The 21,987-nt window shown below is 66.9% G+C and carries 21 protein-coding genes; 13 read left to right on the plus strand and 8 right to left on the minus strand.

Going from position 1 to position 21,987, the window contains the following annotated elements:
- Nucleotides 1-134 precede the first annotated feature (134 nt).
- Nucleotides 135-2,345 (plus strand): hypothetical protein, encoded by a 2,211-nt coding sequence (locus tag ACR4XW_RS08065; RefSeq protein WP_434760033.1) that lies wholly within the window; start codon nt 135-137, stop codon nt 2,343-2,345.
- Nucleotides 2,346-2,578: 233 nt separating this feature from the next.
- Here the strand turns inward: ACR4XW_RS08065 and sucD are convergent, their stop codons facing one another.
- Nucleotides 2,579-3,472: a succinate--CoA ligase subunit alpha gene (gene sucD, locus ACR4XW_RS08070; protein ID WP_434760034.1), complete on the minus strand. Its 894-nt coding sequence runs from the start codon at nt 3,470-3,472 to the stop codon at nt 2,579-2,581.
- Nucleotides 3,473-3,487: 15 nt separating this feature from the next.
- The gene (gene sucC, locus ACR4XW_RS08075; protein WP_434760035.1) at nt 3,488-4,663 is read right to left on the minus strand and encodes an ADP-forming succinate--CoA ligase subunit beta; all 1,176 of its coding nucleotides are present in this window, start codon (nt 4,661-4,663) and stop codon (nt 3,488-3,490) included.
- 566 nt (nt 4,664-5,229) lie between these two features.
- Here sucC and ACR4XW_RS08080 point away from each other — a divergent pair.
- Entirely contained in the window at nt 5,230-6,339 is a 1,110-nt protein-coding gene (locus ACR4XW_RS08080; protein WP_434760036.1) for a M23 family metallopeptidase, read from the plus strand.
- Nucleotides 6,340-6,433: 94 nt separating this feature from the next.
- On the opposite strand, the gene pcrA is transcribed toward ACR4XW_RS08080, so the two are convergent.
- Nucleotides 6,434-8,884: a DNA helicase PcrA gene (gene pcrA / locus ACR4XW_RS08085; RefSeq protein ID WP_434760037.1), complete on the minus strand. Its 2,451-nt coding sequence runs from the start codon at nt 8,882-8,884 to the stop codon at nt 6,434-6,436.
- A 43-nt stretch (nt 8,885-8,927) separates the two neighbouring features.
- Between pcrA and ACR4XW_RS08090 the strand changes: the two genes are divergently transcribed.
- Nucleotides 8,928-10,232 carry a phospholipase D-like domain-containing protein gene (locus ACR4XW_RS08090; protein WP_434760038.1) on the plus strand — a complete coding sequence of 435 codons (1,305 nt, stop codon included), beginning with the start codon at nt 8,928-8,930 and terminating at the stop codon, nt 10,230-10,232.
- A gap of 61 nt (nt 10,233-10,293) precedes the next feature.
- On the opposite strand, the gene ACR4XW_RS08095 is transcribed toward ACR4XW_RS08090, so the two are convergent.
- Nucleotides 10,294-10,638, minus strand: a complete 345-nt coding sequence (locus tag ACR4XW_RS08095) for a hypothetical protein (protein ID WP_434760039.1) — start codon at nt 10,636-10,638, stop codon at nt 10,294-10,296.
- 92 nt (nt 10,639-10,730) lie between these two features.
- Here ACR4XW_RS08095 and ACR4XW_RS08100 point away from each other — a divergent pair, with 92 nt between their 5' ends.
- Nucleotides 10,731-11,006, plus strand: coding sequence for a GlsB/YeaQ/YmgE family stress response membrane protein (locus tag ACR4XW_RS08100; RefSeq protein ID WP_434760040.1), 276 nt, complete (start codon nt 10,731-10,733; stop codon nt 11,004-11,006).
- A gap of 127 nt (nt 11,007-11,133) precedes the next feature.
- Here the strand turns inward: ACR4XW_RS08100 and ACR4XW_RS08105 are convergent, their stop codons facing one another.
- Together ACR4XW_RS08105 and ACR4XW_RS08110 are read right to left on the minus strand one after the other, a co-directional pair.
- Nucleotides 11,134-11,799 (minus strand): response regulator, encoded by a 666-nt coding sequence (locus ACR4XW_RS08105; protein ID WP_434760041.1) that lies wholly within the window; start codon nt 11,797-11,799, stop codon nt 11,134-11,136.
- Nucleotides 11,796-13,121, minus strand: coding sequence for an ATP-binding protein (locus ACR4XW_RS08110; RefSeq protein WP_434760042.1), 1,326 nt, complete (start codon nt 13,119-13,121; stop codon nt 11,796-11,798). The genes ACR4XW_RS08105 and ACR4XW_RS08110 overlap by 4 nt, the downstream gene beginning before the upstream one ends.
- Nucleotides 13,122-13,256: 135 nt before the next feature.
- Here ACR4XW_RS08110 and ACR4XW_RS08115 point away from each other — a divergent pair, with 135 nt between their 5' ends.
- From ACR4XW_RS08115 to ACR4XW_RS08125, 3 genes are read left to right on the plus strand one after another with little or no spacing between them, the layout of a single operon-like run.
- On the plus strand, nt 13,257-14,774 hold the full coding sequence (locus tag ACR4XW_RS08115; protein WP_434760043.1) for a PspC domain-containing protein: 1,518 nt from the start codon (nt 13,257-13,259) through the stop codon (nt 14,772-14,774).
- Nucleotides 14,771-14,953, plus strand: a complete 183-nt coding sequence (locus tag ACR4XW_RS08120; protein ID WP_434760044.1) for a hypothetical protein — start codon at nt 14,771-14,773, stop codon at nt 14,951-14,953. Before ACR4XW_RS08115 ends, ACR4XW_RS08120 begins: the two co-directional genes overlap by 4 nt.
- Complete coding sequence (locus ACR4XW_RS08125; protein WP_434760045.1) at nt 14,953-15,312, plus strand: PspC domain-containing protein; 360 nt, start codon at nt 14,953-14,955, stop codon at nt 15,310-15,312. The genes ACR4XW_RS08120 and ACR4XW_RS08125 overlap by 1 nt, the downstream gene beginning before the upstream one ends.
- 108 nt (nt 15,313-15,420) lie before the next feature.
- On the opposite strand, the gene guaA is transcribed toward ACR4XW_RS08125, so the two are convergent.
- Nucleotides 15,421-16,977 carry a glutamine-hydrolyzing GMP synthase gene (gene guaA, locus ACR4XW_RS08130; protein ID WP_434760046.1) on the minus strand — a complete coding sequence of 519 codons (1,557 nt, stop codon included), beginning with the start codon at nt 16,975-16,977 and terminating at the stop codon, nt 15,421-15,423.
- 164 nt (nt 16,978-17,141) lie between these two features.
- On the opposite strand from guaA, the gene cysK reads away from it, so the two are divergent.
- The 3 genes from cysK to ACR4XW_RS08145 are packed head-to-tail and all read left to right on the plus strand — an operon-like array spanning nt 17,142 to nt 19,022.
- Nucleotides 17,142-18,071, plus strand: coding sequence for a cysteine synthase A (gene cysK / locus ACR4XW_RS08135; RefSeq protein ID WP_434760047.1), 930 nt, complete (start codon nt 17,142-17,144; stop codon nt 18,069-18,071).
- Nucleotides 18,071-18,673, plus strand: coding sequence for a serine O-acetyltransferase EpsC (epsC, locus tag ACR4XW_RS08140; RefSeq protein ID WP_434760048.1), 603 nt, complete (start codon nt 18,071-18,073; stop codon nt 18,671-18,673). Before cysK ends, epsC begins: the two co-directional genes overlap by 1 nt.
- 46 nt (nt 18,674-18,719) lie before the next feature.
- Nucleotides 18,720-19,022, plus strand: coding sequence for a chorismate mutase (locus ACR4XW_RS08145; protein ID WP_434760049.1), 303 nt, complete (start codon nt 18,720-18,722; stop codon nt 19,020-19,022).
- A gap of 90 nt (nt 19,023-19,112) precedes the next feature.
- On the opposite strand, the gene ACR4XW_RS08150 is transcribed toward ACR4XW_RS08145, so the two are convergent.
- Nucleotides 19,113-19,907: an SDR family NAD(P)-dependent oxidoreductase gene (locus ACR4XW_RS08150; RefSeq protein WP_434760050.1), complete on the minus strand. Its 795-nt coding sequence runs from the start codon at nt 19,905-19,907 to the stop codon at nt 19,113-19,115.
- A 536-nt stretch (nt 19,908-20,443) separates the two neighbouring features.
- On the opposite strand from ACR4XW_RS08150, the gene ACR4XW_RS08155 reads away from it, so the two are divergent.
- From ACR4XW_RS08155 to ACR4XW_RS08165, 3 genes are all read left to right on the plus strand, one after another.
- Nucleotides 20,444-20,851: a hypothetical protein gene (locus ACR4XW_RS08155; RefSeq protein WP_434760051.1), complete on the plus strand. Its 408-nt coding sequence runs from the start codon at nt 20,444-20,446 to the stop codon at nt 20,849-20,851.
- Nucleotides 20,848-21,033, plus strand: coding sequence for a hypothetical protein (locus ACR4XW_RS08160; protein ID WP_434760052.1), 186 nt, complete (start codon nt 20,848-20,850; stop codon nt 21,031-21,033). Before ACR4XW_RS08155 ends, ACR4XW_RS08160 begins: the two co-directional genes overlap by 4 nt.
- A gap of 77 nt (nt 21,034-21,110) precedes the next feature.
- The gene (locus tag ACR4XW_RS08165) at nt 21,111-21,944 is read left to right on the plus strand and encodes a hypothetical protein (RefSeq protein WP_434760053.1); all 834 of its coding nucleotides are present in this window, start codon (nt 21,111-21,113) and stop codon (nt 21,942-21,944) included.
- Nucleotides 21,945-21,987 lie beyond the last annotated feature (43 nt).

Below are 21,987 nucleotides of genomic sequence, written 5' to 3' on the forward strand. Positions count from 1 at the left end.
CGCTAGAGATCCAAGAGAGGTCTGGGCGGGCATTACCTTTGCCCTCTGTCGTCACACCAGGCACACTGGGGAACAACTCAGGCTGCTCGGGAGTTGTCCCTTGGTCGACTTCCACGCCGTCGAGAGGAGAAGCAGTGGTCGAAGGCAGCGAGACACCGCGCCCCCGGCGGGCGTTCTCGACCGACGACTCCTCCGGCAACGACCGTGAAGAGGTGCGAGGTCGCCGCGGCGTCTGGCCCGAGGCCGACCAGGACGAGGAGCCCGCACCGGTATCCCGGCGCGCGTGGACCGAACCCGAGCCCACTGCAGAACCTTCGATCCAACAGGTCTCTGCCCCGGCCCGCCGGGTGATGATCACCCCGGCTCAGACCGCCGACGATTCCGCCGAGCCCGACGACAGCACCCGGCTGCAACCCGACCGCTGGGACGATGCCGATGATGCGGCGCCCGTGGGCCGTCGCGGCCACTACGCCGTCCCGCCCACCGCGGCTGTGACCGGCCCCGAGGCCGGCGGCTCCCCGGCCGATGGGGCCCCGTCCGATCAGACGGTGCTGCGCGGTGGCGACCAGTCGGCGCAGGAGATCCCCGACGACCAGACCGTGCTGCGTTCGGCGCCCGCCCAGCAGCCGCGTGGTGGGCAGCCTCCGGCCGAGCAGGCACGCGCTCAGGAACCGCAGCATGTCGGGCCCACCGCACAGGGCCCCACAGCACAGAGCTCCCCAGCACAGAGCCCCGCGACCCCGGCCCGGCCCGGCACGCCCGCCTCGGCCGCCGGCCCCGCATCGGCTCCCACCCCCGCAGCCGCACCCGACGACGCGACCGTGATGCGGCCACCGCCGATGCCGACCCTGCAGCCGCCGACCTACGCCAATCAGCCCGCCCCGGCACCGCAGGAACCCGCCCCCGAGTCCGTGGGCCCGGTGCCGGCCGCGAAGATCGCCGGCCCGCCGCGTCCCCCGTCGATGCTGAAGAACAAGGGCAAGCGCGGCACCCCGACCCGGGCCAAGGAAGGGCACCTGGTCGAATGGGATGCCCCGACCGATTCGAGCCTCGACAAGCGCACCCGATTCTCGCTGTCCCTGGCCGGTGTCGCCGCGCTGGTGATCATCGCGGTGGCCATCGGCTATGCGGTGATCAGCGGACGGGATCCTGGCGTGGCGACCGAACCGCCGCAGGGTTCGGAAACACCCGGGGTCACCCGTCCGCCCGAGCCCTTCCCGTCCGAGCGGATGATGCTCACCGACACCGCTGCCAAGCAGATCAGCGATCAGCCCTGGAAGGTCTCGCTCACCCAGGACGGGTTGACCGACGAGTCCCCGCGGCCGACCTGTGTTCGGCTTTCGGTGGACGGTGCCCCGGTGCCCCGAGCGACGATGTTGCGCACCCTGACCACCGGTGACGACGGCGCCACCGCACTGCATGTGGTCGACACCTATGGCTCTGCCGAAGAGGCCGCCCAGGTGTTCGCCAGCCGGGCCACCCAGTTGGGTGCCTGCGACAAGGAACCCACCCTGATCACCGGTGGCTACACGGTCAGCGACGTCGGCAACGAGGCCACCGGCATCACCACCGAGGTGCAGGACGACAAGGGCATTCGGCACACGATTCTGATCACCCGCACCGGTACTGCGGTCAACATCATCGACATCGCCCAGCCCAAGCAGCCGGTGTCGATGTCCGGAGTGGTCAAGGCGATGGCCGGAGTGGTCGACGCCCAGTGCAATGCCGCGGTCGGGCTGTGCAGCCTCACCCCGAAGATCGCGCAGGCTCCCCCGCCGGCGGACGGCGGTGACCCCGGCTTCCTGAGCACCGCGGACATCCCCCGGATCACCTCCGGTGCGGGATCCTGGTCGGCGAACCCGGCCACCACCGAGGTGAACGTGATTGGCTCGCAGTGTGAGGGCGTGTCGTCGTGGAGCGCGGTGAAGAACGCCGACGACTCCCGGCAGACCACCTTCCTGCTGATGGACGACCCGGCCAGTCCGACCGCCTTCGGGATGGACGAGGTGCTGTTGTCGATGAACAGCCAGGGTGCGGCCAAGACTTTCGTCGCCGACTTCAAGAAGTCGATGGACAAGTGCAGCGACCGAATGCTCACCGCCAAGGTGTCCAAGGCCGAACCGATCACCGGTCACGGTGCCGGTGGCGCCGAGGTCTCGGGCTATGCCTACAACGTCACCCAGAAGTCCGGTAAGAACGATGTGAAGTACCGGGTCGGCATCGTGGCCTCCAACAGCACCGTCGCTTACCTGGTGCTGCCGATCGAAGGCGAGTTCGACTTCTCCGACGCCCAGTGGAAGCAGGTCGTCTCCCGCGCCGGCGAGCGCGCCTCCCAGGTGCGCTGAGGCGACCGCACCTCCCCCAGACCTTTGGGCCCGACACCGGGACACCCGGTACCAAAACCCCCAACTCACCCACCCGATTCGACCCCGAACCACCGAATTGCCGGGCTGAGTTGGCGATTTTGGTACCGGCACAGCAGTGGAGTGCCCCCGAATGGGCGAGTGCTCGCACATGGAGCCGAACATGAAAGTGCCCCCGCCCGGTTCATCCGGGGCGGGGGCACCTGTGGCTGAAATCAGCCGGCGAGGCCCTGCATGATCTCGCGCATCAGCTGCGCGGTCTCCGACGGGGTCTTGCCAACCTTCACACCGACGGCCTCCAGCGCCTCCTTCTTGGCGGCGGCGGTGCCGGCCGAGCCGGTCACGATGGCTCCGGCGTGGCCCATGGTCTTGCCCTCGGGCGCCATGAAGCCGGCCACGTAGCCGACCACCGGCTTGGTGACGTTGGCCTTGATGAACTCCGCGGCCCGCTCCTCGGCGTCGCCACCGATCTCACCGATCATCACGATCGCATCGGTCTCCGGGTCGGCCTCGAAGGCCTGCAGAGCATCGATGTGGGTGGTGCCGATAACCGGGTCGCCACCGATACCGATCGCGGTGGAGAAGCCGAACTCACGCAGCTCGTACATCATCTGGTAGGTCAGGGTGCCCGACTTCGACACCAGGCCGATCCGTCCCGGGCCGGCGATGTCGGCCGGGATGATGCCGGCGTTCGACTTGCCCGGGCTGATGATGCCGGGGCAGTTCGGGCCGATCAGGCGGGTGGTGCCCGAGGCCTGGGCGTGGGCGAAGAACTCCGCGGTGTCCTTCACCGCGACACCCTCGGTGATCACCACTGCCAGCGGGATCTTGGCGTCGATCGCCTCGAAGACGGCGTCGCGGGTGAACTTGGCCGGCACGAAGATGACCGACACGTTGGCGCCGGTTTCCTTCATCGCCTCGGCGACCGAACCGAAGACCGGAACCTTCACGCCGTCGTTGAACTCGACGACCTCGCCGGCCTTGCGGGGGTTCACGCCGCCCACGACATTGCTGCCGGAGGTGAGCATGCGCTGGGTGTGCTTCATGCCCTCCGAGCCGGTCATGCCCTGGACGATGATCTTGGAGTCGTTGTCAAGAAAAATAGCCATGGCTCTTCGTCTTCCTTACTTCGCGTTCGCGGCCAGCTCGGCAGCCTTGCGGGCCGCGCCGTCCATGGTCTCTTCGATGCTGATCAGCGGGTGGTTGAACTCGGCCAGAATGCGACGGCCCTCGTCGACGTTGTTGCCGTCGATCCGCACCACGATCGGCTTGCTCGCCTCGTCGCCGAGCATCTTCATCGCGGTGACGATGCCGTTGGCGACCGCATCACAGGAAGTAATGCCACCGAAGACGTTCACGAACACCGACTTCACCCCGGCATCGCCGATGATCACGCCGAGACCGTTCGACATCACCTCGGCGCTCGCGCCGCCACCGATGTCGAGGAAGTTGGCCGGGCCGGCACCGCCGCCGATGTCCTCACCGGCGTAGGCGACGACGTCCAGGGTGCTCATCACCAGGCCGGCACCGTTACCGATGATGCCGACGTTGCCGTCCAGCTTCACGTAGTTGAGGTCGAGCTCCTGGGCCATGATCTCCAGCGGATCGGTGGCCGAAAGGTCTTCCAGGGCCTCGTGGCCGGCCTGACGGAAGCGGGCGTTGTCGTCCAGCGAAACCTTGCCGTCGAGGGCGACGATCTTGCCGTCACCGGTCTTCACCAGCGGGTTCACCTCGACCAGGGTGGCGTCCTCGGCGGTGTAGACCTCACCGAGCTTCACCAGCACGTCGGCGATGGCCTCACGGTCGGCCTCGTCGAAACCGGCGGCGGCGACGATCTCATCGGCCTTGGCCCGGTCCAGACCCACCAGCGGGTCGACCTCGATGCGGGCCAGCGCGTCGGGACGCTCCTCGGCGAGCTGCTCGATCTCCATGCCGCCTTCCTTGCTGCACATCGCAAGGTAGGTGCGGTTGGCGCGGTCCAGCAGCAGCGAGAAGTAGTACTCCTCCTTGATGTCGGCGCCCTCGGCGATCATCACGGTGTGCACGGTGTGCCCCTTGATGTCCATCCCGAGGATTTCCTGGGCGCGCTCGGCGGCTTCGTCCGGGCTCTTGGCCAGCTTCACGCCCCCGGCCTTACCCCGGCCACCGGTCTTCACCTGGGCCTTGACAACAACTACCGGCGATCCGATCTGTTCGGCGGCGGCTTTGGCCTCCGCGGGCGTGGTGGCGGTGATGCCTTTAAGCACCGGCACGCCATGCGCCTCGAACATGTCGCGCGCCTGGTATTCAAAGAGGTCCACGACGGCTCCGTCCTGTTTCACTCGGGGCCTGGATGTGCCCCTGGGGTGTTCATTACAAAGGCAGGACGAGCCGCCCTGCCGTACCGGGGGAAGCCTAACCGGCTTACCGAACCACAGCCACAAGTGGTCCACTCACGAGACGTGACTCCCCTCACATCGAAATCGGGCCCGATGGCCGCCCTGGGGAGATCTCCGCAGTGCCTGGTTCGGCCGACCCCGACCCCTCGTCCGAGCTCGATCAACACCGGCGATTCCCAGGTGAGCGGGACAGGACCGGACGCAACTATGTCTCCGCGCGCGCTTCGACTAGGGTTGGTCAGCGGAGACCCTCGGGTTCGGACCGCACGGGGAATCCCGGCGCGTGAATCCTCACCGGGGGCGTGCGATCGAGTGCGATCCCGCTCGGCCGGCTCGGGGCCAGAGGGTGGTGTGCGTTACATCACTCTAAGATTCCCTCAGACTCGATTTGCCTGACAGTTACCCTTCCGTTATCTTCGAAACGTCGCTGCTCGCCGCGTCCATTTCGCGCGGGTGTGCGTCGAACGTTGTCAACTAGGGAGTGTTGGATGCAATCACCATTCCGGCGCGCACGGGCCAAGCGGGCTGCAGGCGCCGAATTGGACGGGTTGAAGCCCACGGCCATGATCGACGAGACCGTCCGCGGCTACCTGTCGCACGGACTGCTCGGAGTCGCCATCGGTGCCTTGGGGCTGGCCGTCGCCGGCGGGGTTGCGCTCACCGGTAGCGCACAGGCCACCGAGGTGAGCACCCAGTCGACCAGCATGATGGCGGGCACCGCACAGCGGGCCGAGCCGCTCCCTCAGGCTCAGGACGTCGATCGCGAGACCCAGGCCGAACGTCAGGCCCAGGACGCACCGCACAACGCCGAGGACGGCGAGAGCTCCGACGGCACTCTGGACCGTTACAACCGCGATGGCGGCACCAGCCGTACCAATGCGGTGCGGGCCGAGTTGCAGCGCGGGGTCTCCCAGCAGATCGCCAAGGAACGCACCAGCTCCCTGGAGGACAAGGGCGAGCAGGTCTCGCAGACCTCCCGCACCGCGGTGCAGAAGTCGCGCTCGGAGCAGATCGCCGAGCAGCGCAAGGCCATTCAGGCCGAGCAGCAGCGCTTGGAAGAAGAGAAGCGCCGCAAGGAAGAGGAAGCCCGCCGCAAGGCCGATGAGCGCAAGCAGGGCACCCTGACCAAGAGTTCGGCCCCGGTCGAGGGCTACTCCGCCCCGGTCTACTCCGGTGAGGCCACCGGCGCCGGTGGCGCCAAGCCGATCGCCCGCTACACCATCGCCGCGCGTTGGGGTCAGGTCGGTGCGTGGTCGCGGTACCACACCGGCATCGACCTGTCGGCCCCGATCGGCACCCCGGTGATGGCTGCCGCCGACGGCACCGTGAAGGCGCCCAACGGTGGCGGCTGGGCCGGTGTGCACGTGGTCATCCAGCACGGTGGCGACGCCACCCTGTACGCCCACCTGAACCAGGCCACCGTCCGCCCGGGCCAGACCGTCAAGGCCGGCCAGGTGATCGGCTTCGTCGGGATGACCGGCCGTACCTTCGGCCCGCACCTGCACTTCGAGTACTACCCGTCGGCCGGCGGCACCAGCAACCCCTACTCCACCAGCGATCCGTACTCCTGGATGCTGACCAAGGGCGTTCGCCTCTGACCGCACCCCAAGACCGACCGAAGCCCCCGGACGAGCACTGCTCCCGGGGGCTTCGTCGTTGCCGGGCCCGGAAGGCTCGGTTCCGTCCCGAGCCTCAGAGCTTCTCGAGCGGGGCGTGGGCCAGGGACAGCCGCTTGGTGCCGGCGGAACCGAAGTCGACGTCGGCGGTGGTCTTGTCCCCCGACCCGGCGGTGGCGAGCACGGTGCCCATTCCGAAAACCGAGTGCAGCACCCGGTCACCGACCTCGACCGAGGACAAGGTGTTCGGCCGGGGCTTGTTGCGCGCCGCCGGCATGCTGGGCACGGCCGGGGCGTTCCAACTCGACGAACCGCGTCCACCGGCGGCCGACCAGGAGGCCGAACTGCGCGACGCGGCCCGCGATGCCCAACTGGCCACCGCTCCCCCGGTACGGCGCCAGTCGATGAACCGGTCGGGCACATCGGACAGGAACCTGCTCGGCGGGTTGTACTGGGGTGATCCCCAGGCGGTGCGGGTCTGGGCCCGGGTGAGGTAGAGCCGTTGCCGGGCCCGGGTGATGCCGACGTAGGCGAGCCTGCGTTCTTCCTCGAGTTCCTTCGGGTCGGCCAGCGAACGCTGGTGCGGGAACACCCCGTCCTCCATCCCGGTCAGAAACACGGTGTCGAACTCCAGGCCCTTGGCGGTGTGCAGGGTCATCAGGGTGACCACACCCCCACCCTCGGCGTCGGCATCGGGAATCTGATCCGAATCGGCCACCAGGGCGATGCGTTCCAGGAAGGCCGCCAGGGAGTCGTCGGGTTCGGCGGCCGGTTCGGCCAACTCCCGGGCCAGGTCATCGGCCTCACCCGGTACGTCCGGCAGTTCGGTGACATGGGCCGCGGCGACGAACTCCGAGGCAACCGCAATGAGCTCGACCAGGTTCTCCAGCCGGGTCTCGTCCTGCGGGTCGGTGGAGGTGCGCAACTCCTCCAGGTAGCCGGACTCCTCCAGGATGGAGGTCAGGATCTCGTCGGCCGGCACCCCCTCGGCGACCATCGCCTCATGGGCGTCCATCAGTTCGGCGAAGCCGGCCAACTGTTTCGTCGACCGGGTGGCCAGGCCCAGTTCGTCCCCGCGACGCAGCGCATCGCCGAAGCTGATCCGGTGCCGGGAGGCGAACTCCTCCACCGCGGCCTCGGAGCGATCACCGATGCCACGTTTCGGCACGTTCAGGATTCGCCGCATCGAGACCTCGTCGTCGCGGTTGGCGATCGCGCGCAGGTAGGAGATTGCGTCGCGGATCTCCTTGCGTTCGTAGAACCGCACCCCGCCGACGACCTTGTAGGGCATGCCGACTCGGATGAACACTTCTTCGAAGGACCGGGACTGGGCATTGGTGCGGTAGAACACCGCGGCCTGCCCGTAGGTGGTTTTGCCCTCGTCGACCAGCCGGTCGAGCTCGGTGGCGATGAACTGGGCTTCGTCGTTGTCGGTGTCGGCCACCCAGCCGGTGATCAACTCGCCGTCACCGGCATCGGACCACAGCCGCTTGGCGGGACGGTCGGGGTTGTGCGAGATCACCGCATTGGCCGCCGACAAGATGGTTTGGGTGGAGCGGTAGTTCTGCTCCAGCACGATCGTGCGGGCGCCGGGGAAGTCGGCCTCGAAGTCGAGGATGTTGCGGATCGTGGCACCCCGGAAGGCGTAGATCGACTGGTCGGAGTCACCGACCACCATCAACTCCGGGGGCTCCACGGCGTGCTCGACCGGGTCGGTGGGTTCGCCACAGAGTTCTCGGATCAGCGCGTACTGGGCGTGGTTGGTGTCCTGGTACTCATCGACCAGCACATGCCGGAACCGCCGCCGGTACTGTTCGCGCACATCGGCGAAGGCCTGCAACAGATGCACCGTGGTCATGATCAGGTCGTCGAAATCCAGCGCGTTCGCGGCGGTCAGCCGCTGCTGGTAGATCCGGTAGGCCTCGGCCATCGTCTCGGCGATCGGGCCCTGGGCCTGTTGGCTCGCGGTCTCGTGGTCGACCAGTTCGTTCTTGTGGTTCGACACCCAGTTCAGCACCCCGCGCGGGGTGAACCGCTTGGGGTCGGCCCCCATTTCGCGCAGCACCAGCCCCATCAACCGTTTGGCGTCGGTGTCGTCGTAGATCGAGAAGGTGCGGGCCAGCCCGAACCGTCCGATCTCGGCGCGCAGAATGCGCACACAGGCCGAGTGGAAGGTCGACACCCACATCAGCCGGGCCCGATTGCCCACCAGATCGACCACCCGCGAGCGCATCTCGGCGGCCGCCTTGTTGGTGAAGGTGATCGCCAGGATCGACCCGGGGTGCACCTTGCGTTCGGCCACCAGGTGGGCGATCCGATGGGTGAGCACCCGGGTCTTGCCCGACCCGGCTCCGGCGACCACCAGTACCGGCGAACCGGCGTGGGTGACCGCTGCGGCCTGGGGTTCGTTGAGCCCTTCGAGCAGGTCGATCGGCCGGCGTCGCGAGGGGCCCTCGGACGGCTCGGCGGTGGGCAGGTCGGCCAGCGGGAACAGGGCCGGTGGCGTGCTGGATTCGGTTCCGGTCATGACGGGGCCAGCCTAATCGGATCGGCCCACTATCGTGGTACCCATGGCGTCGGCTGAGGAATCCTCCACCACGGTTCGCAGAACCGGGAACCGAGCGACCCGCGATTGGGGTTGGGTGCGCAGGGTTTCGGCGCGCACGATCGTCCGCCGCGTGATCGGTGCGGTCGCCGCGCTGCAATTGGCCGTGATCGCGGCCCTGCAGGTGGTGGCCTGGCGCCGTAAGCGTCGCCGGCCGGCGGTGACCTTCCCGTCCGTGCCACCGGTGCCCTTCGACGCCGGGGATACCGAGGTCGAGATCTTCACCTACGGTCAGGACCTCTACGACGACATGCTCGCCGAGATCCGCCGGGCGAAACGCACGGTGTTCTTCGAGACCTTCATCTGGAAGGACGATGCCATCGGTCGGGCCTTCAAACGCGAACTGATCGCCGCGGCCGACCGGGGCGTGCAGGTGCACCTGATCTGGGACGAGTTCGCCAACCTGGTGGTGCCGCAGCGGTTCTTCCGGTTCCCCGACAATGTGCACGCGATGAAGCACCCGCTGGTCGGCGGCGGGGTCGGCTTTCTGCATCCGGGCAATGTCGGACGTGACCACCGCAAGGTTCTGGTGATCGATTCCGAGGTGGCCTGGGTGGGCGGCTACAACATCGGCTCGCTGTATGCCACCGAATGGCGCGACACCCACGCGAAGTTCCGCGGCCCGGTGGTCTCCGACCTCGAGAACGCCTTCATCGACTTCTGGAACATGGTGCCCACCCGCCGTCCCAAGCCCCTGCCGGACGTGGCCAAGCGGCACTGGCACGCGAACATGCGGGTGCACCGCAACCTCCCCAGGCACTTCCTGTACCCGATTCGGGGCATGTACTTGGAGGCGATGGATCGGGCGACCCGCAACATCTGGTTGACCCACGCCTACCTGATTCCGGACGACGACATGCAGCGCACCTTGGCCGATGCGGTCGAACGTGGGGTGGATGTGCGGATCATCGTGCCGGCCGAGTCGAACCACATCGAGGCCGACTGGGTTTCGCGCAGTTACTACCGCACGCTGCTGGAGTCGGGGGTGCGGCTGTTTCTGTATCAGAACGCGATGGTGCACTCCAAGACCGCGACGATCGACGGGCAGTGGTCGACGATCGGCACGGCCAACATCGATTCCCTGAGCTTGTTGGTGAACTACGAGATCAACGTCGACATGACCTCGGTGGAGGTGGCCGAGAAGTTGGAGGAGATCTTCGAGGTCGATCTGGGCAACTGCGTGGAGCTCACTCTCGATGAGTGGAACAAACGCAGTCCGCTGCTGAAGCTCTCCGAAGCGTTGCTGCGCCCGTTGCGTCACTTCTTGTGAGGACGCCCCGGGCGCAGCGGATGGATGGGATCAGCAGGTCACCGCAAAGGTGCCGCGTTGATCACCAGAGCACTGCCAAGGCGGCGTTGGCCAGGGTGAGCACCAGCAGAATGGCCCACAACCCCTTGGGGATGAACTCCTTGCGCCGGTTGGCGATCACCAGCACGGTGATCACGATGGTGACCAGCAGCTTGACGCCGATCTTAATGTGGTTGAGGTCTTCGTCGAGGGCGGCCTCGAGAATGCCGACCAGGGCGAGGCCGGTGACCAACTGGGTCAACGCGCCGTGCAGCATGGCCGCGTTGACCACCGGTTGCCGGTCTTTGATTTGAACGAACAGGCCGCCGAAGAGTGCGGCCCAGCCGATGAAGTGCAGCAGAAGAACGATGCCGTGCAGGATTTGCATGGGGTGAAGCTTAGGGCAAGAAATGGACACGATTTGGCTGCAATGTCGACATGGGTACACGAAGCCGGGATTTCAGCGCTAGGCTCATTGGCATGTGGACGATTCTCTTTTATTTGGTCATTGGTCTCCTGGCCGGCGCGATCGCCAAGGCGATCATGCCGGGTAAGCAAGGTGGTGGCATCGTTGCCACCATCATCCTCGGCATCATCGGTGCCTTCGTCGGTGGTTTGCTCGGCAACCTGATCGCCAACGGCGAGCTGAGCTTCGAGTTGAAGTCCGGCTTCTTCGTCTCGTTGATCACCTCGGTGATCGGCGCTCTGATCGTGCTCTTCATCTACGGCAAGGTAACCAAGGGTCGCGCTGCCTGATCCCAACCATCCCTACGACACCGACGCCGGTCACTCCCCCGAGTGGCCGGCGTCGGCATATTCGGCCCCGATGTGTCCGACGTCCGACTGTGATCACCGGTGGACGCGGGCGGTCAGGGGCGGGTACTCAGATCAGGCGGCGGTCGGTGGCCCAGCGGGTCAACTGGTGCCGGTTCGACAGTTGCAACTTGCGCAGCACCGATGAGACGTGGGTCTCGACGGTCTTGACCGAGATGAACAGTTCCTTGGCGATTTCCTTGTAGGCGTAGCCGCGGGCGATCAGCCGCAGCACTTCCCGCTCCCGGTTCGACAGCCGGTCGAGTTCCTCGTCCACCTCGGAGATGTCGATCGCCCCGGAGAAGGCATCCAGCACGAATCCGGCCAGTCGCGGTGAGAACACCGCGTCCCCGTCGGCGACCCGGATGATCGCATCGACCAGTTCGCGCGACTTGATCGACTTGGTGATGTAGCCGCGGGCGCCGGCCCGGATCACCCCGATCACGTCCTCGGCGGCATCGGAGACCGAGAGGGCCAAGAACTTCTGCTCGGGGTTCTTGGCGTGTACCTGCTTGATCACCTCGGTGCCGCCGCCACCGGGCAGGTGGACGTCCAGCAGCACCACGTCGGGTTGGGTGGCCAGGATGGTCTCGACCGCGGTCGCCACGTCCTCACCTTCACCGACCACGCTCACCAGTTGGCCGATCTCGGCCTTCACCCCGGCCCGGAACATGCCGTGATCATCGACCACCACGACCCGAAGATTCGGCCGGGGTTGTTGTGCCTGCTCACTCATCTCGTCCACTCCAGTCGTACTTCGGTGCCCTCCCCGGGCGCCGAGCGAATCCGGGCCGTGCCGCCGTGGCGTTTCATCCGTTCGATGATGCTGCGGCGCACCCCCATTCGATCATGGTCGATGCTGTCGGGGTCGAATCCGCGGCCCCGGTCTCGCACGAAAATCTCCACCAGCGCGTCGCCCACCTCGGCATAGACGTCGATCAGCTCGGCTCCGGAGTGTTTCGCCGCGTTCATCATCGCCTCCCGGGCGGCACGCACCATCGCGGTCAGATCGGGGGTCATCTCCAGGTCACCGACCACCACGAGCTCGATCTCCACCCCGCGTTCGTCCTCGATCTCGGCCGCCGCCCGGGTCAGCGCAGCCTTCAGCGTCGCCTCGTCGGGAATGTCGCCGTAGAGCCAGGTGCGCAGTTCGCGCTCCTGTCGGCGGGCCAGGCTCTGGACGGTTTTCGGGTCGTCGGCGCGGCGCTGGATCAGCGCCAGGGTCTGCAGTACCGAGTCGTGCAGGTGGGCGGCCATGTCGGCGCGCGCATCTGCCCGGACCTTCTCCTCGCGGGCCTGTTGCAGTGAGGTGCGCACCCGAAACAGCCAGGGGGCGGCCACGACGCCGATGCCGGCGATGCCGAGGAAGGTCATCAGCAGTGCTTCGGGGAGTGCTTGGAGGCTGATCCGGCTGGCCAACACCAGGGCGAAGGATGCGCCGATCAGCCCCACGCCCAGGATCAGTCGCAGGATCGAGGCGAGTCGGCCGGGCACCGCCAGGCGGCCCAGCCAGGAGCGGTCGTGCAGGCGGGCGCGTCCCTCGGGCGGGGTGCCGGCGTCGGCCTGGCGCCAGATCAGGGCCACACCCACCCCGGCGAACATGATCGGCCACAGGATCTTGCCCGAGATGCCCAGCCCCACCAGTTGCAGCAGGGCGAACAGGCCGAAGGCGAAGACGATCAGGGCGATCGCCGGGCCCATGTCGGCCCGGCGCTGGGCCGGCTCGGGGGTGTCCTGGGGGGTGCGCAGACCCGAGCGGGTGGCCGAGGCCAGACCGGGTTGGGCAGGTACCGGGTCGCGGCCGGCCAGCGGGCGCATCAGCCACAGCAGGGCGTAGATCACCACGCCGACCATCTCCAGCCCGAGGGCGACGAACATGATCCGCACCACGAGTACCGGCCACCCCAGGTGCGCGGCCAAGCCGGTGCACACTCCACCCAGCCAGCGGCCCTCGGGGATGCGCACCAACCGGGCCGGCAGGCGCGCGGCGGCACCGCCATCGGCCGAGGCGGGCGGCGGCTCCGGCCGAGGCGCCGGAGGAACTACGGAGTGGCTCATGGTGCTTACCAGTCGATCATGCCGCGCGTGGGGACACCAGCGGGGACCTCCCCCGGGTTTCCCGGAACAAAGGCAGGGTCGGTTCAGGGTTGTGCCCCGATGGTGTGACCGCCTCCCCCGGGAGAGGATGGAATCGTGGATCAGATCTGGGGGCTGAAGCGATCGGTCACCGACGCCAAGGTGGTCGGTGTCTGCGCAGCCCTGTCCGAACGCTGGCGGCTGGATCCGCTGGTGGTACGGATGGCCACGGTGATTCTCATGCTCAGCGCCGGTATCGGCGTGGTGTTGTACGTGGCGGCCGGTCTGCTGCTGCCCCGCGAGGGAGAGAACACAGCTCCCCTGGAACGGGCCTTTCCGGTCGTCCGGACCTGGTCGAAGCGCAATCTGTTGGTCGGCACGCTGGTCGTCGCGGCGGTCTTCGCGGTGATGGGTGGCAGCGTCTTCCCGTTGTCGGTGATGCCGGTAATGGTGATCGCCGCTGCGTGGTACTTCGGCTACCAGTTGCCCAAGCAGCGCGCGGTGCAGGCGAGCACCCCGGCCGCTCTCCCAGCACCCGGGATGACGGCGTCCGCAGTGACGGCGCCGACCGTGCCCGTCCGGCCCGGGCCGCAGTTCGGCCCGCAATCGGGCCCGCCTCGGCCGGACCCGCACATCATGCCGCCGCCGCTGCCCGCCGCAGGGGTCGAACCTGCCGTCGCACCTCCGCGTCCACAAACTCCGGACGAGGAACCCAGCCTGGCCGAGATCGTCGCGGAGATGGAGCGCGCCACCGTCGAACAGCGGGTCGAAGATCAGACTCCCGCCCCGCTGGAGGCTGCGCCGGCCGATACCCCCGCGCCGGCAACCGAGGAACGCACGCTGGCCGACATCGTCGCCGAGATGGATCGGAAAACCACGACCCGACAGGCCGAAGATCCTGTCGGCGAACCGTGGCCTCCCGCCGCTCAGTACTCTCGACCGCCCGAAGCTCACTATGTTCCACCGCCCGTGGCTCCGTCCCCGCACGACGATGCGCCCCGCGGTGCTCGACCGTCTCGCAGCAGTTCGAAGGTTGCCCGGCGGCTCCGCCTGATCGTTCTGATCACGATGGTGCTGGCAGTGGGCGGGCTGGCCGCCCTGACGGCCGCCGGTGTCACGGTGGCGCCGGTGATGTGGGCCGCGGTACCGGCCGCAGTCGCGGCCGCTGGTCTGGTGATCTCGGGATGGTTGGGGCGACGTCCGCGCTGGCTGATGGCGATCACCCTGGTCACCACCTTGGTGGCGGTGGGCATCAACTCCTCGCAGTACCTGGCCCAGTTCGACGATCCCCGTCGCTTCGAGGAGCCGATCGTGATCACCGAACTGCCCGGCGACGACATCTCCTCGATGACCCACGACGTCACGGTCGACCTCACCGGGGTGGAACTGAACCAGGATGCCCATCTGGTGGTGCGGGCCAACCTGGGTGACGTCTCGGTGCAGTTGCCGCGTCACGTCAATGTTGTGGTGCACGCCGACTCGCGGATGGGCGAGGTGATCAACCGGGAGTCCGGGGAGAAGATCACCACCGAACCGGCCCGGGTCACCTGGCAGTTCCCCGCCGACCGGGAAGGTGCCCCGACCCTGACCCTCGACCTCAGCTCGGAACTGGGCGATGTGGAGGTACACCGATGAAGAAGGACATTTCGGCGGTGGTCGTCGGATTGATCTGTCTGATGACCTGCCTGGGCCTGATTCTGGGCCCCCCACGTTCCATAGTGACTATTGCGGTTCCCCTCGGGCTGATCGCAATCGGTCTGACCGGACTCTTTCTCGTCCCGGGGAAGAGCAACACCCCTCGAAAGGAAGCATGATGAACCCTCCTGCCAAGCAGCTCGTTCGTAGCGAAACCGACCGGATGCTCAGCGGCGTCTGCGGTGGGATCGCCGAGTACATGAACATCGACGCCACCCTGGTGCGTCTGGGTGTGGCGGTGATCTCGCTGTTCACCGGGGTTGGCATTCTGGCCTACCTGGTCGGTTGGCTGGTGATTCCGACCGCCTCGGGTGGTTCGGTGATCAATCCGTCGCAGAACCCACAGGCCTTCCCGGCCTACCGCGACGACGCGGCCGACAAGTCGCCGCTGGATGACATCTACGGCGATCAGCCGGGCACTCAGGGGCCGGGCTACCAGCAGTCGCCCAACCCCAACGACAAGCCCTTCGCCAACTGATCGCTCAGCTCGGCACCCCCACGTACTCGGCCTCTGTCGAGTCCGTCACCGGCTGAGTCCGGAGTCAACGGCCGCCGCGGTGGATCACCCCATTGCGGCGGCCGTTGCTCACTCCCATTCGATCGTGCCGGGCGGCTTGCTGGTGACGTCCAGCACCACCCGGTTGATCTCGCGCACCTCGTTGGTGATTCGGGTGGAGATCTTCTCCAGCACGTCGTAGGGCAGGCGTGCCCAGTCGGCGGTCATCGCGTCCTCGCTCATCACCGGACGCAGCACCACCGGGTGACCGTAGGTGCGGCTGTCACCCTGCACCCCCACCGATCGGACGTCGGCGAGCAGCACCACCGGGAACTGCCAGATATCGCGGTCCAGGCCGGCGGCGGTGAGTTCTTCGCGGGCGATGAGGTCGGCGCGCCGCAGCAGGTCGAGCCGTTCCCGGGTGACCTCACCGATGATCCGGATGCCCAGGCCCGGGCCCGGGAAGGGATGGCGCCACACCATCTCGGCCGGCAGGCCCAGTTCTTCGCCGACCGCACGAACCTCGTCCTTGAACAGCAGCCGCAGCGGCTCGATCAGGGTGAACTGCAGGTCGTCGGGCAGGCCGCCGACGTTGTGGTGGCTCTTGATCGTGGCCGCACCGCTGCCTTCCCCGGACTCGACCACATCGGGGTAGAGGGTGCCCTGCACCAGAAACTCGATCTCGTGGTCACTGCTGATCTCGCGGGCCGCGGCCTCGAAGGTGCGGATGAACTCCCGACCGATGATCTTGCGCTTGGTCTCCGGGTCGGTCACCCCGGCCAGGTGGCCGAGGAACTGGTCGACCGCGTCGGCCACGAACAGGTCGACCCCGGTTGCGGCGACGAAATCGTTCTCGACCTGTTCGGCCTCCCCGGCACGCAGCAGGCCGTGGTCGACGAAGACGCAGGTGAGTTGGTCACCGATCGCACGCTGCACCAGGGCCGCGGCCACCGCCGAATCGACCCCACCGGACAGCCCGCACAGCACCCGTTTGTCGCCCACCTGTTCGCGCACCGCGGCCACGGTGTCGGCGACGATATTGGCCGGGGTCCAGTCCCGCCGGCAGCCGGCCCAGGTCAGGAAGTTCTCGATCACCTGCTGGCCGTGTTCGCTGTGCAGTACCTCGGGGTGCCATTGCACCCCGGCGAGCATCCGGCCGTCGGTCGCCTCGAAGGCGGCCACCGGGGCGCCCGAGGTGTGCGCCAGGGCGGTGAATCCTTCCGGGGCACGCTGCACCGCATCACCGTGGCTCATCCACACCTTGCAGCCGTCACCGAGTCCCTTGAGCAGTTCGCCCTCGGAGACGACCGTCACCGGGGTGCGGCCGAACTCGCTGAGGCCGGTGCGATCGACTTCCCCGTCCAGGGCGGCGGCCATCGCCTGGAAGCCGTAACAGATGCCCAGCACCGGGATGCCCAGGTCGAACAGGCCCTTGGGCAGGCTCGGGGCACCGTCGGCGTAGACCGACGACGGACCGCCCGACAGCACGATCGCGGCGGGTTCGCGGGCGGCCAGATCCGCGGCCGAGGTCGTGTGCGGCACCACCTCGGAGTAGACCTTCGCCTCACGGACGCGGCGGGCGATGAGCTGGGCGTACTGTGCCCCGAAGTCCATGACGAGGACGGGATGGTGCTGTGCGGTTGTCATGTGCGGCATTCTACGGCCCCCGTCCCGGGGCCGATCCACACCTCGTCGGTGCGGCTCGGAGGCCCGGCTAGCACCGCGATCCGGCGTGATCAAGGGTGCTCAACAGGTGACAATTTCGGCCGATCGGTTACCGGAGGCACCGGTTCTCATGGTTCATTGGGCACATGCGCGTTTTCGAAGATGTCACGAAGGTCGTGGGCAACACCCCGCTGGTCAAGGTCAACCGTTCGGCCGAGGGTGCGGCGGCCAACGTCTACGCCAAGCTCGAGTATGTGAACCCCGGTCACTCGGTGAAGGACCGGATCGGGGTTTCGATCGTCGACGCCGCCGAGGCGGCCGGCGAGTTGAAGCCCGGCGGCACCATCGTCGAGGGAACCTCGGGCAACACCGGTATCGCCTTGGCGATGGTCGGCGCGGCCCGCGGATACCGGGTGGTGCTGGCGATGCCGGAGACCATGTCGGCCGAGCGCAAGGCCGTGCTGAAGGCCTTCGGCGCCGAACTGGTGCTCACCCCCGGCTCGGAGGGCATGAAGGGCGCGGTGGCCAAGGCCAACGAGATCGTCGAGCAGACCGAGGGTGCGATTCTGGCCCGGCAGTTCGACAACCCGGCCAACGTCGAGATCCACCGCAACACCACCGCCGAGGAGATCTGGAACGACACCGACGGTGCGGTCGACATCTTCGTCGGCGGGATCGGCACCGGCGGCACCATCAGCGGTGTCGGCCAGGTGCTCAAGGAGCGCAAGCCCGAGGTGCAGATTGTCGCGGTCGAGCCGGCCGATTCCCCGCTGCTGACCGAGGGCAAGGCCGGTCCGCACAAGATTCAGGGCTTGGGCGCGAACTTCCTGCCGTCGATTCTGGATCGTTCGGTGATCGACGAGGTGATCGACGTCCAGCTCGACGACGCGATCACCACCGCCCGCAGCGCCGGCCCCAAGGACGGACTGCTGATCGGGATTTCGGGCGGTGCTGCCCTGTGGGCCGCCCTCGAGGTCGCCAAGCGTCCCGAGAACGAGGGCAAGAACATCGTGGTGGTACTTCCTGACTTCGGCGAGCGTTACCTGTCGACGGTGCTCTACGCCGACCTGGTCTGATGCGTAACCAGAAGCGCTCCAAGCCCGAGTTGCCCGATTGGGTGGCTCGGGCTCGGGCGCGTTTCAACGAGGATCTCGAAACCGCCTTCGCCCACGACCCGGCCGCCCGCACCCGGATGGAGTTGGTGCTGGCCTACCCGGGGCTGCACGCGATCTGGTTGCACCGGGTGGCCCATGCGATGTGGACGAAGTCGCCGCTGCTGAGATTGCCCGCCCGGGTGCTGTCGCATCTGAACCGGGCCCTGACCGGTATCGAGATTCATCCCGGCGCCCAGTTGGGTCGTCGCTTTTTCATCGATCACGGGATGGGCGTGGTGATCGGTGAGACCGCCGAGGTCGGCGATGACGTGATGCTCTACCACCAGGTCACCCTGGGTGGTCGCACGATGAACCCCGGCAAACGCCACCCCACCTTGGAGGACGGCGTGGTGGTCGGGGCCGGCGCGAAGATTCTCGGGCCGGTGGTGGTCGGGGCCGGGGCGCAGATCGGGGCGAATGCGGTCGTGACGCGCAGTGTCAACTCCGGGCACACCGTGCTCGGCGTGCCGGGCAAGCCCCGCGACCCGAGTGAAATCTCGGTGGAACCCGAGTGGTTCATCTGATTGCGCACGCCGAGATCAGCGGTCAGCATGCCCTAGGCTGCCTGGCATGAGCGACCCCACCGAAGCGGCTCGGGCCGAATTGCTGCGGTTGCGCGGCACCATCGACAATCTGGACGCAGCCCTGGTGCACCTGCTGGCCGAACGGTTCAAGACCACCCAGCAGGTTGGCCGGTTGAAGGCCCGGCACGGTTTTCCGCCCGCCGACCCGGCCCGGGAGAGTCGTCAGATCGAGCGGTTGCGTCAGTTGGCGGCCGAGGCCGAGTTGGACCCGGAGTTTGCCGAAAAGTTCTTGAACTTCATCGTCCGTGAAGTGGTGCGACATCACGAGGCGATCGCCCGCGAACAGTGACTTCCGGCCGGTATGGATGTCGGCCGACCGAAAGGTCAGGGGCCTCCCCCGCGCAATGCGTGGAGAGGCCCCTGACCGGGTAGGGCTCGTTCAGTCCCGCGGCGGCAGCAACTTGAGGGAGTGCTCGTAGATCTGCTGCAGCACCTTCGCGCGGTCGGGGCTGCGCCGGGCGCTCATGCTTTCCTCGTTGCCGTCGGAGAACTTCACCGGGCTGGTGCCGAAGTTCTCGAAAGCGTCGCGGGCCACGTCCGCCGGGTCGGAGACGACCATGCCCGGAATATCGAAGTTCAGGCCGGCACGCTCCATGGCCGGGGTACGCACCACACCGAGCACCAGCTCCATCACGTCGACGTTGTACTTGCGCAATTCCAGCCACATGCTCTCGGTGAAGACACTCTTGAAGGCCTTGGCGGCGGCGTAGACGCTGATCTCGGCCGAGCCACTCAGGCCCGCGCCGGAACCGGACACCAAGATGCCGCCGCGGCCACGATCGGCAAGACGCTTGCCGAAGTACTGCATCAGACGCATGGTGGCGCCGATGTTCAGGTCGACGACCTTCTGGAACTTCTCGAGATCACCGGTGATGAACTCGTGGCCGTAGGTATTGGCGCCCGGGTTGTGGAAGTAGAAGCCGATGTCGAGATCCTTGGTGGCCTCGATGATGTCGTCCATCGATGCCGGGTCGGTGAGGTCGACCGAGACGGTACGGACCTCGACACCCTTGGCGCGCACGGCTTCGGCCGCCGCGGCCAGTGGTTCGGGCTTGCGGGCGATGAGGACGGAGTTGATCCCCACGTCAGCCAGCAACAGCGCGAACTCCGGACCCACACCTTCCGAGCCGCCGGCAATGACAGCCCACGGTCCATATTTTTCCACGTCGAACATGAACGATCCTTTCGATGGGTTGATTCGGGGTATTGGTGATATTCGGAGCGTGCAGGAAGTAATTCCCAGAGAGTCTCGAGTGCACCTCGACAACCTCATTACAGAAGGCGGATTCCCGCCGAAACAAATAGCGTCGATCCGGTGAGGTGACCTTGAGCGCATCAGCTCAACAGGCCCGCCACCAACCCTCCAAAGACTTCCTGGCGCATACGAAAGGGACCCTTCTCTGAACCACGTTGATCACCAAATCTCAACGGAAGTTAGCAGCGATACAGAAAGCTGGAAAGAAGTATTCCCAGTGGCGCGTCATTGCCATACTCATGAGCCCAACGGGATGATTTCCAGCAAACTCCGCAAGCCAGTAATGCTGTTCTCTACTGAATTCTTCGACACCGCAGAGCTTTTCAAGAGCGCGTGATCGGGGTGTCTGTGCGCCCAAGGGTTGTCCATCGCGGACTTCGGCCCAGCGCGTGCATCGGGCCTCTTGCTACAGTCAACCTCTCGATAGGCCCTTGGCATCGGAAGGGTGGGTACCTGTGAGCACACGCGCCGCCACACCGCCTGCTGCGGCGACCCCGGCGTCCAGTGCCCCGGACCGATTCATGCACCGGGTACTGCGTACCTCGAAGCCTACGAAAGCCGGTGATGCCGCGGCCCACCGAGCGTTTCGCATCTCACTGGTGATCTCCGCGGTGCGCTGCCTGGCCACCTACCTGCTGGTGCCGATCCTGATCCCGCTGGTGAACGTGGCCGGAGTCGTGGCCGCTCCGATCGGCATCGCGTTGTGTGCGGTCGCTGTGGTGAACGGCATCATCGCCCTGCGCCGATTCTGGACGGCCGATCACAAGCAGAAGTGGCTCTACACCTGGTTCATGGTGGCCGTGTTCGCGGTACTCGCCATTGCCCTGGTCGCCGACATCAACAGATTGGTCAACGGAGCATGACCCAGCACAAGAACGAGCCGCTCGAGACCGACCCCGACGACACCGTCGGCGAGGACGCCGAGGTCGATTCCCCCGCCGAGACCGCGTCCGATGACCTGTCGGCACGCGGCTGGGTCACCATCGGACTCTTCGTGGTGATCGCGGTGATCTTCCTCGTGGTGTGCCTACCGCTGATCGTGTGATGAACTCATCCAACCCGGCAGCCGCCCGCCCGTGGTGGACGGGGCTGGCGTGCGGGATCATCGCGGGGGTACTGGGCTTGGGGCCGTGGCTGTTTTCCGGCCGTCGGCTGCCCCTGCAGAATCTGTGGGCGGAACAGACCCTGCCCGAGGACATGCCCTGGGCGATGCTGCCCATCAATCAGTACTACCTGCTGTTGCTGGTCGCCCTACTGACTGTCGGTGGACTTCTGGCCGGTCTGGCGGGTCACCTGATCCGTGCCCCACGTTGGGCCGTGCATGTCGGCGTGTTGGTGATTCAAGGCGTCGCGGCGGTGCAATCGCTGATGGTGGTCGCCGGCGGACTCAATACCGCCGACACCCGCGCGCAGATTTATCTCTCCGCGATGACCTCCGTTGTGCTCTTCGGCATGGCCCTGACCCACATGGTCATCTGGCTGATTCTGCGCAACGGTCGCGCTTCGACCGCGATCGCTGTCGGCCTGGCAGCGTTTCCGATCACGGAGTGGATCACCGAATGGTTCCGGCTGGCCGCCGGACCGATTGGGGCCCCGGTGGAGGTGACCACCTGGATGCCGTGGCTGCCCGCCCTGATCGCTGGCGTCGCGCTCGGCTGGTGCGGGTGGCGACCTCCGTCCCGCCTCACCGCCTGGGTACTGAACCTGCTCGTGCTCTGGCTCGGATCGGCCCTGATCACCGCCGTACAGATGGTGGCGGGCAGCCGCGCCATCCTGGGTCGGGGCGCCGAGGCCGTCACCGCGTTCGTGGACTTCCTGCTGGCCGGGCTCGGCCCGGCGGGGACGGGCCTGTATCTACTCCTGGCGGCCCTGGCGATCGCCTTGATCGTGTTCGCGCTGCGCACTGTGTGGTTCCGACATCGGAACCAGTCCGGCCCGAACCCACGAGGGCGCTGAACGGCACAGCAAATATCGTCGCGGTAACTCGCTCAGCGCCCTC

It is taken from the genome of Pseudenemella bisphenolivorans, assembly GCF_051133435.1.
GTDB lineage: Bacteria > Actinomycetota > Actinomycetes > Propionibacteriales > Propionibacteriaceae > JAAYAO01.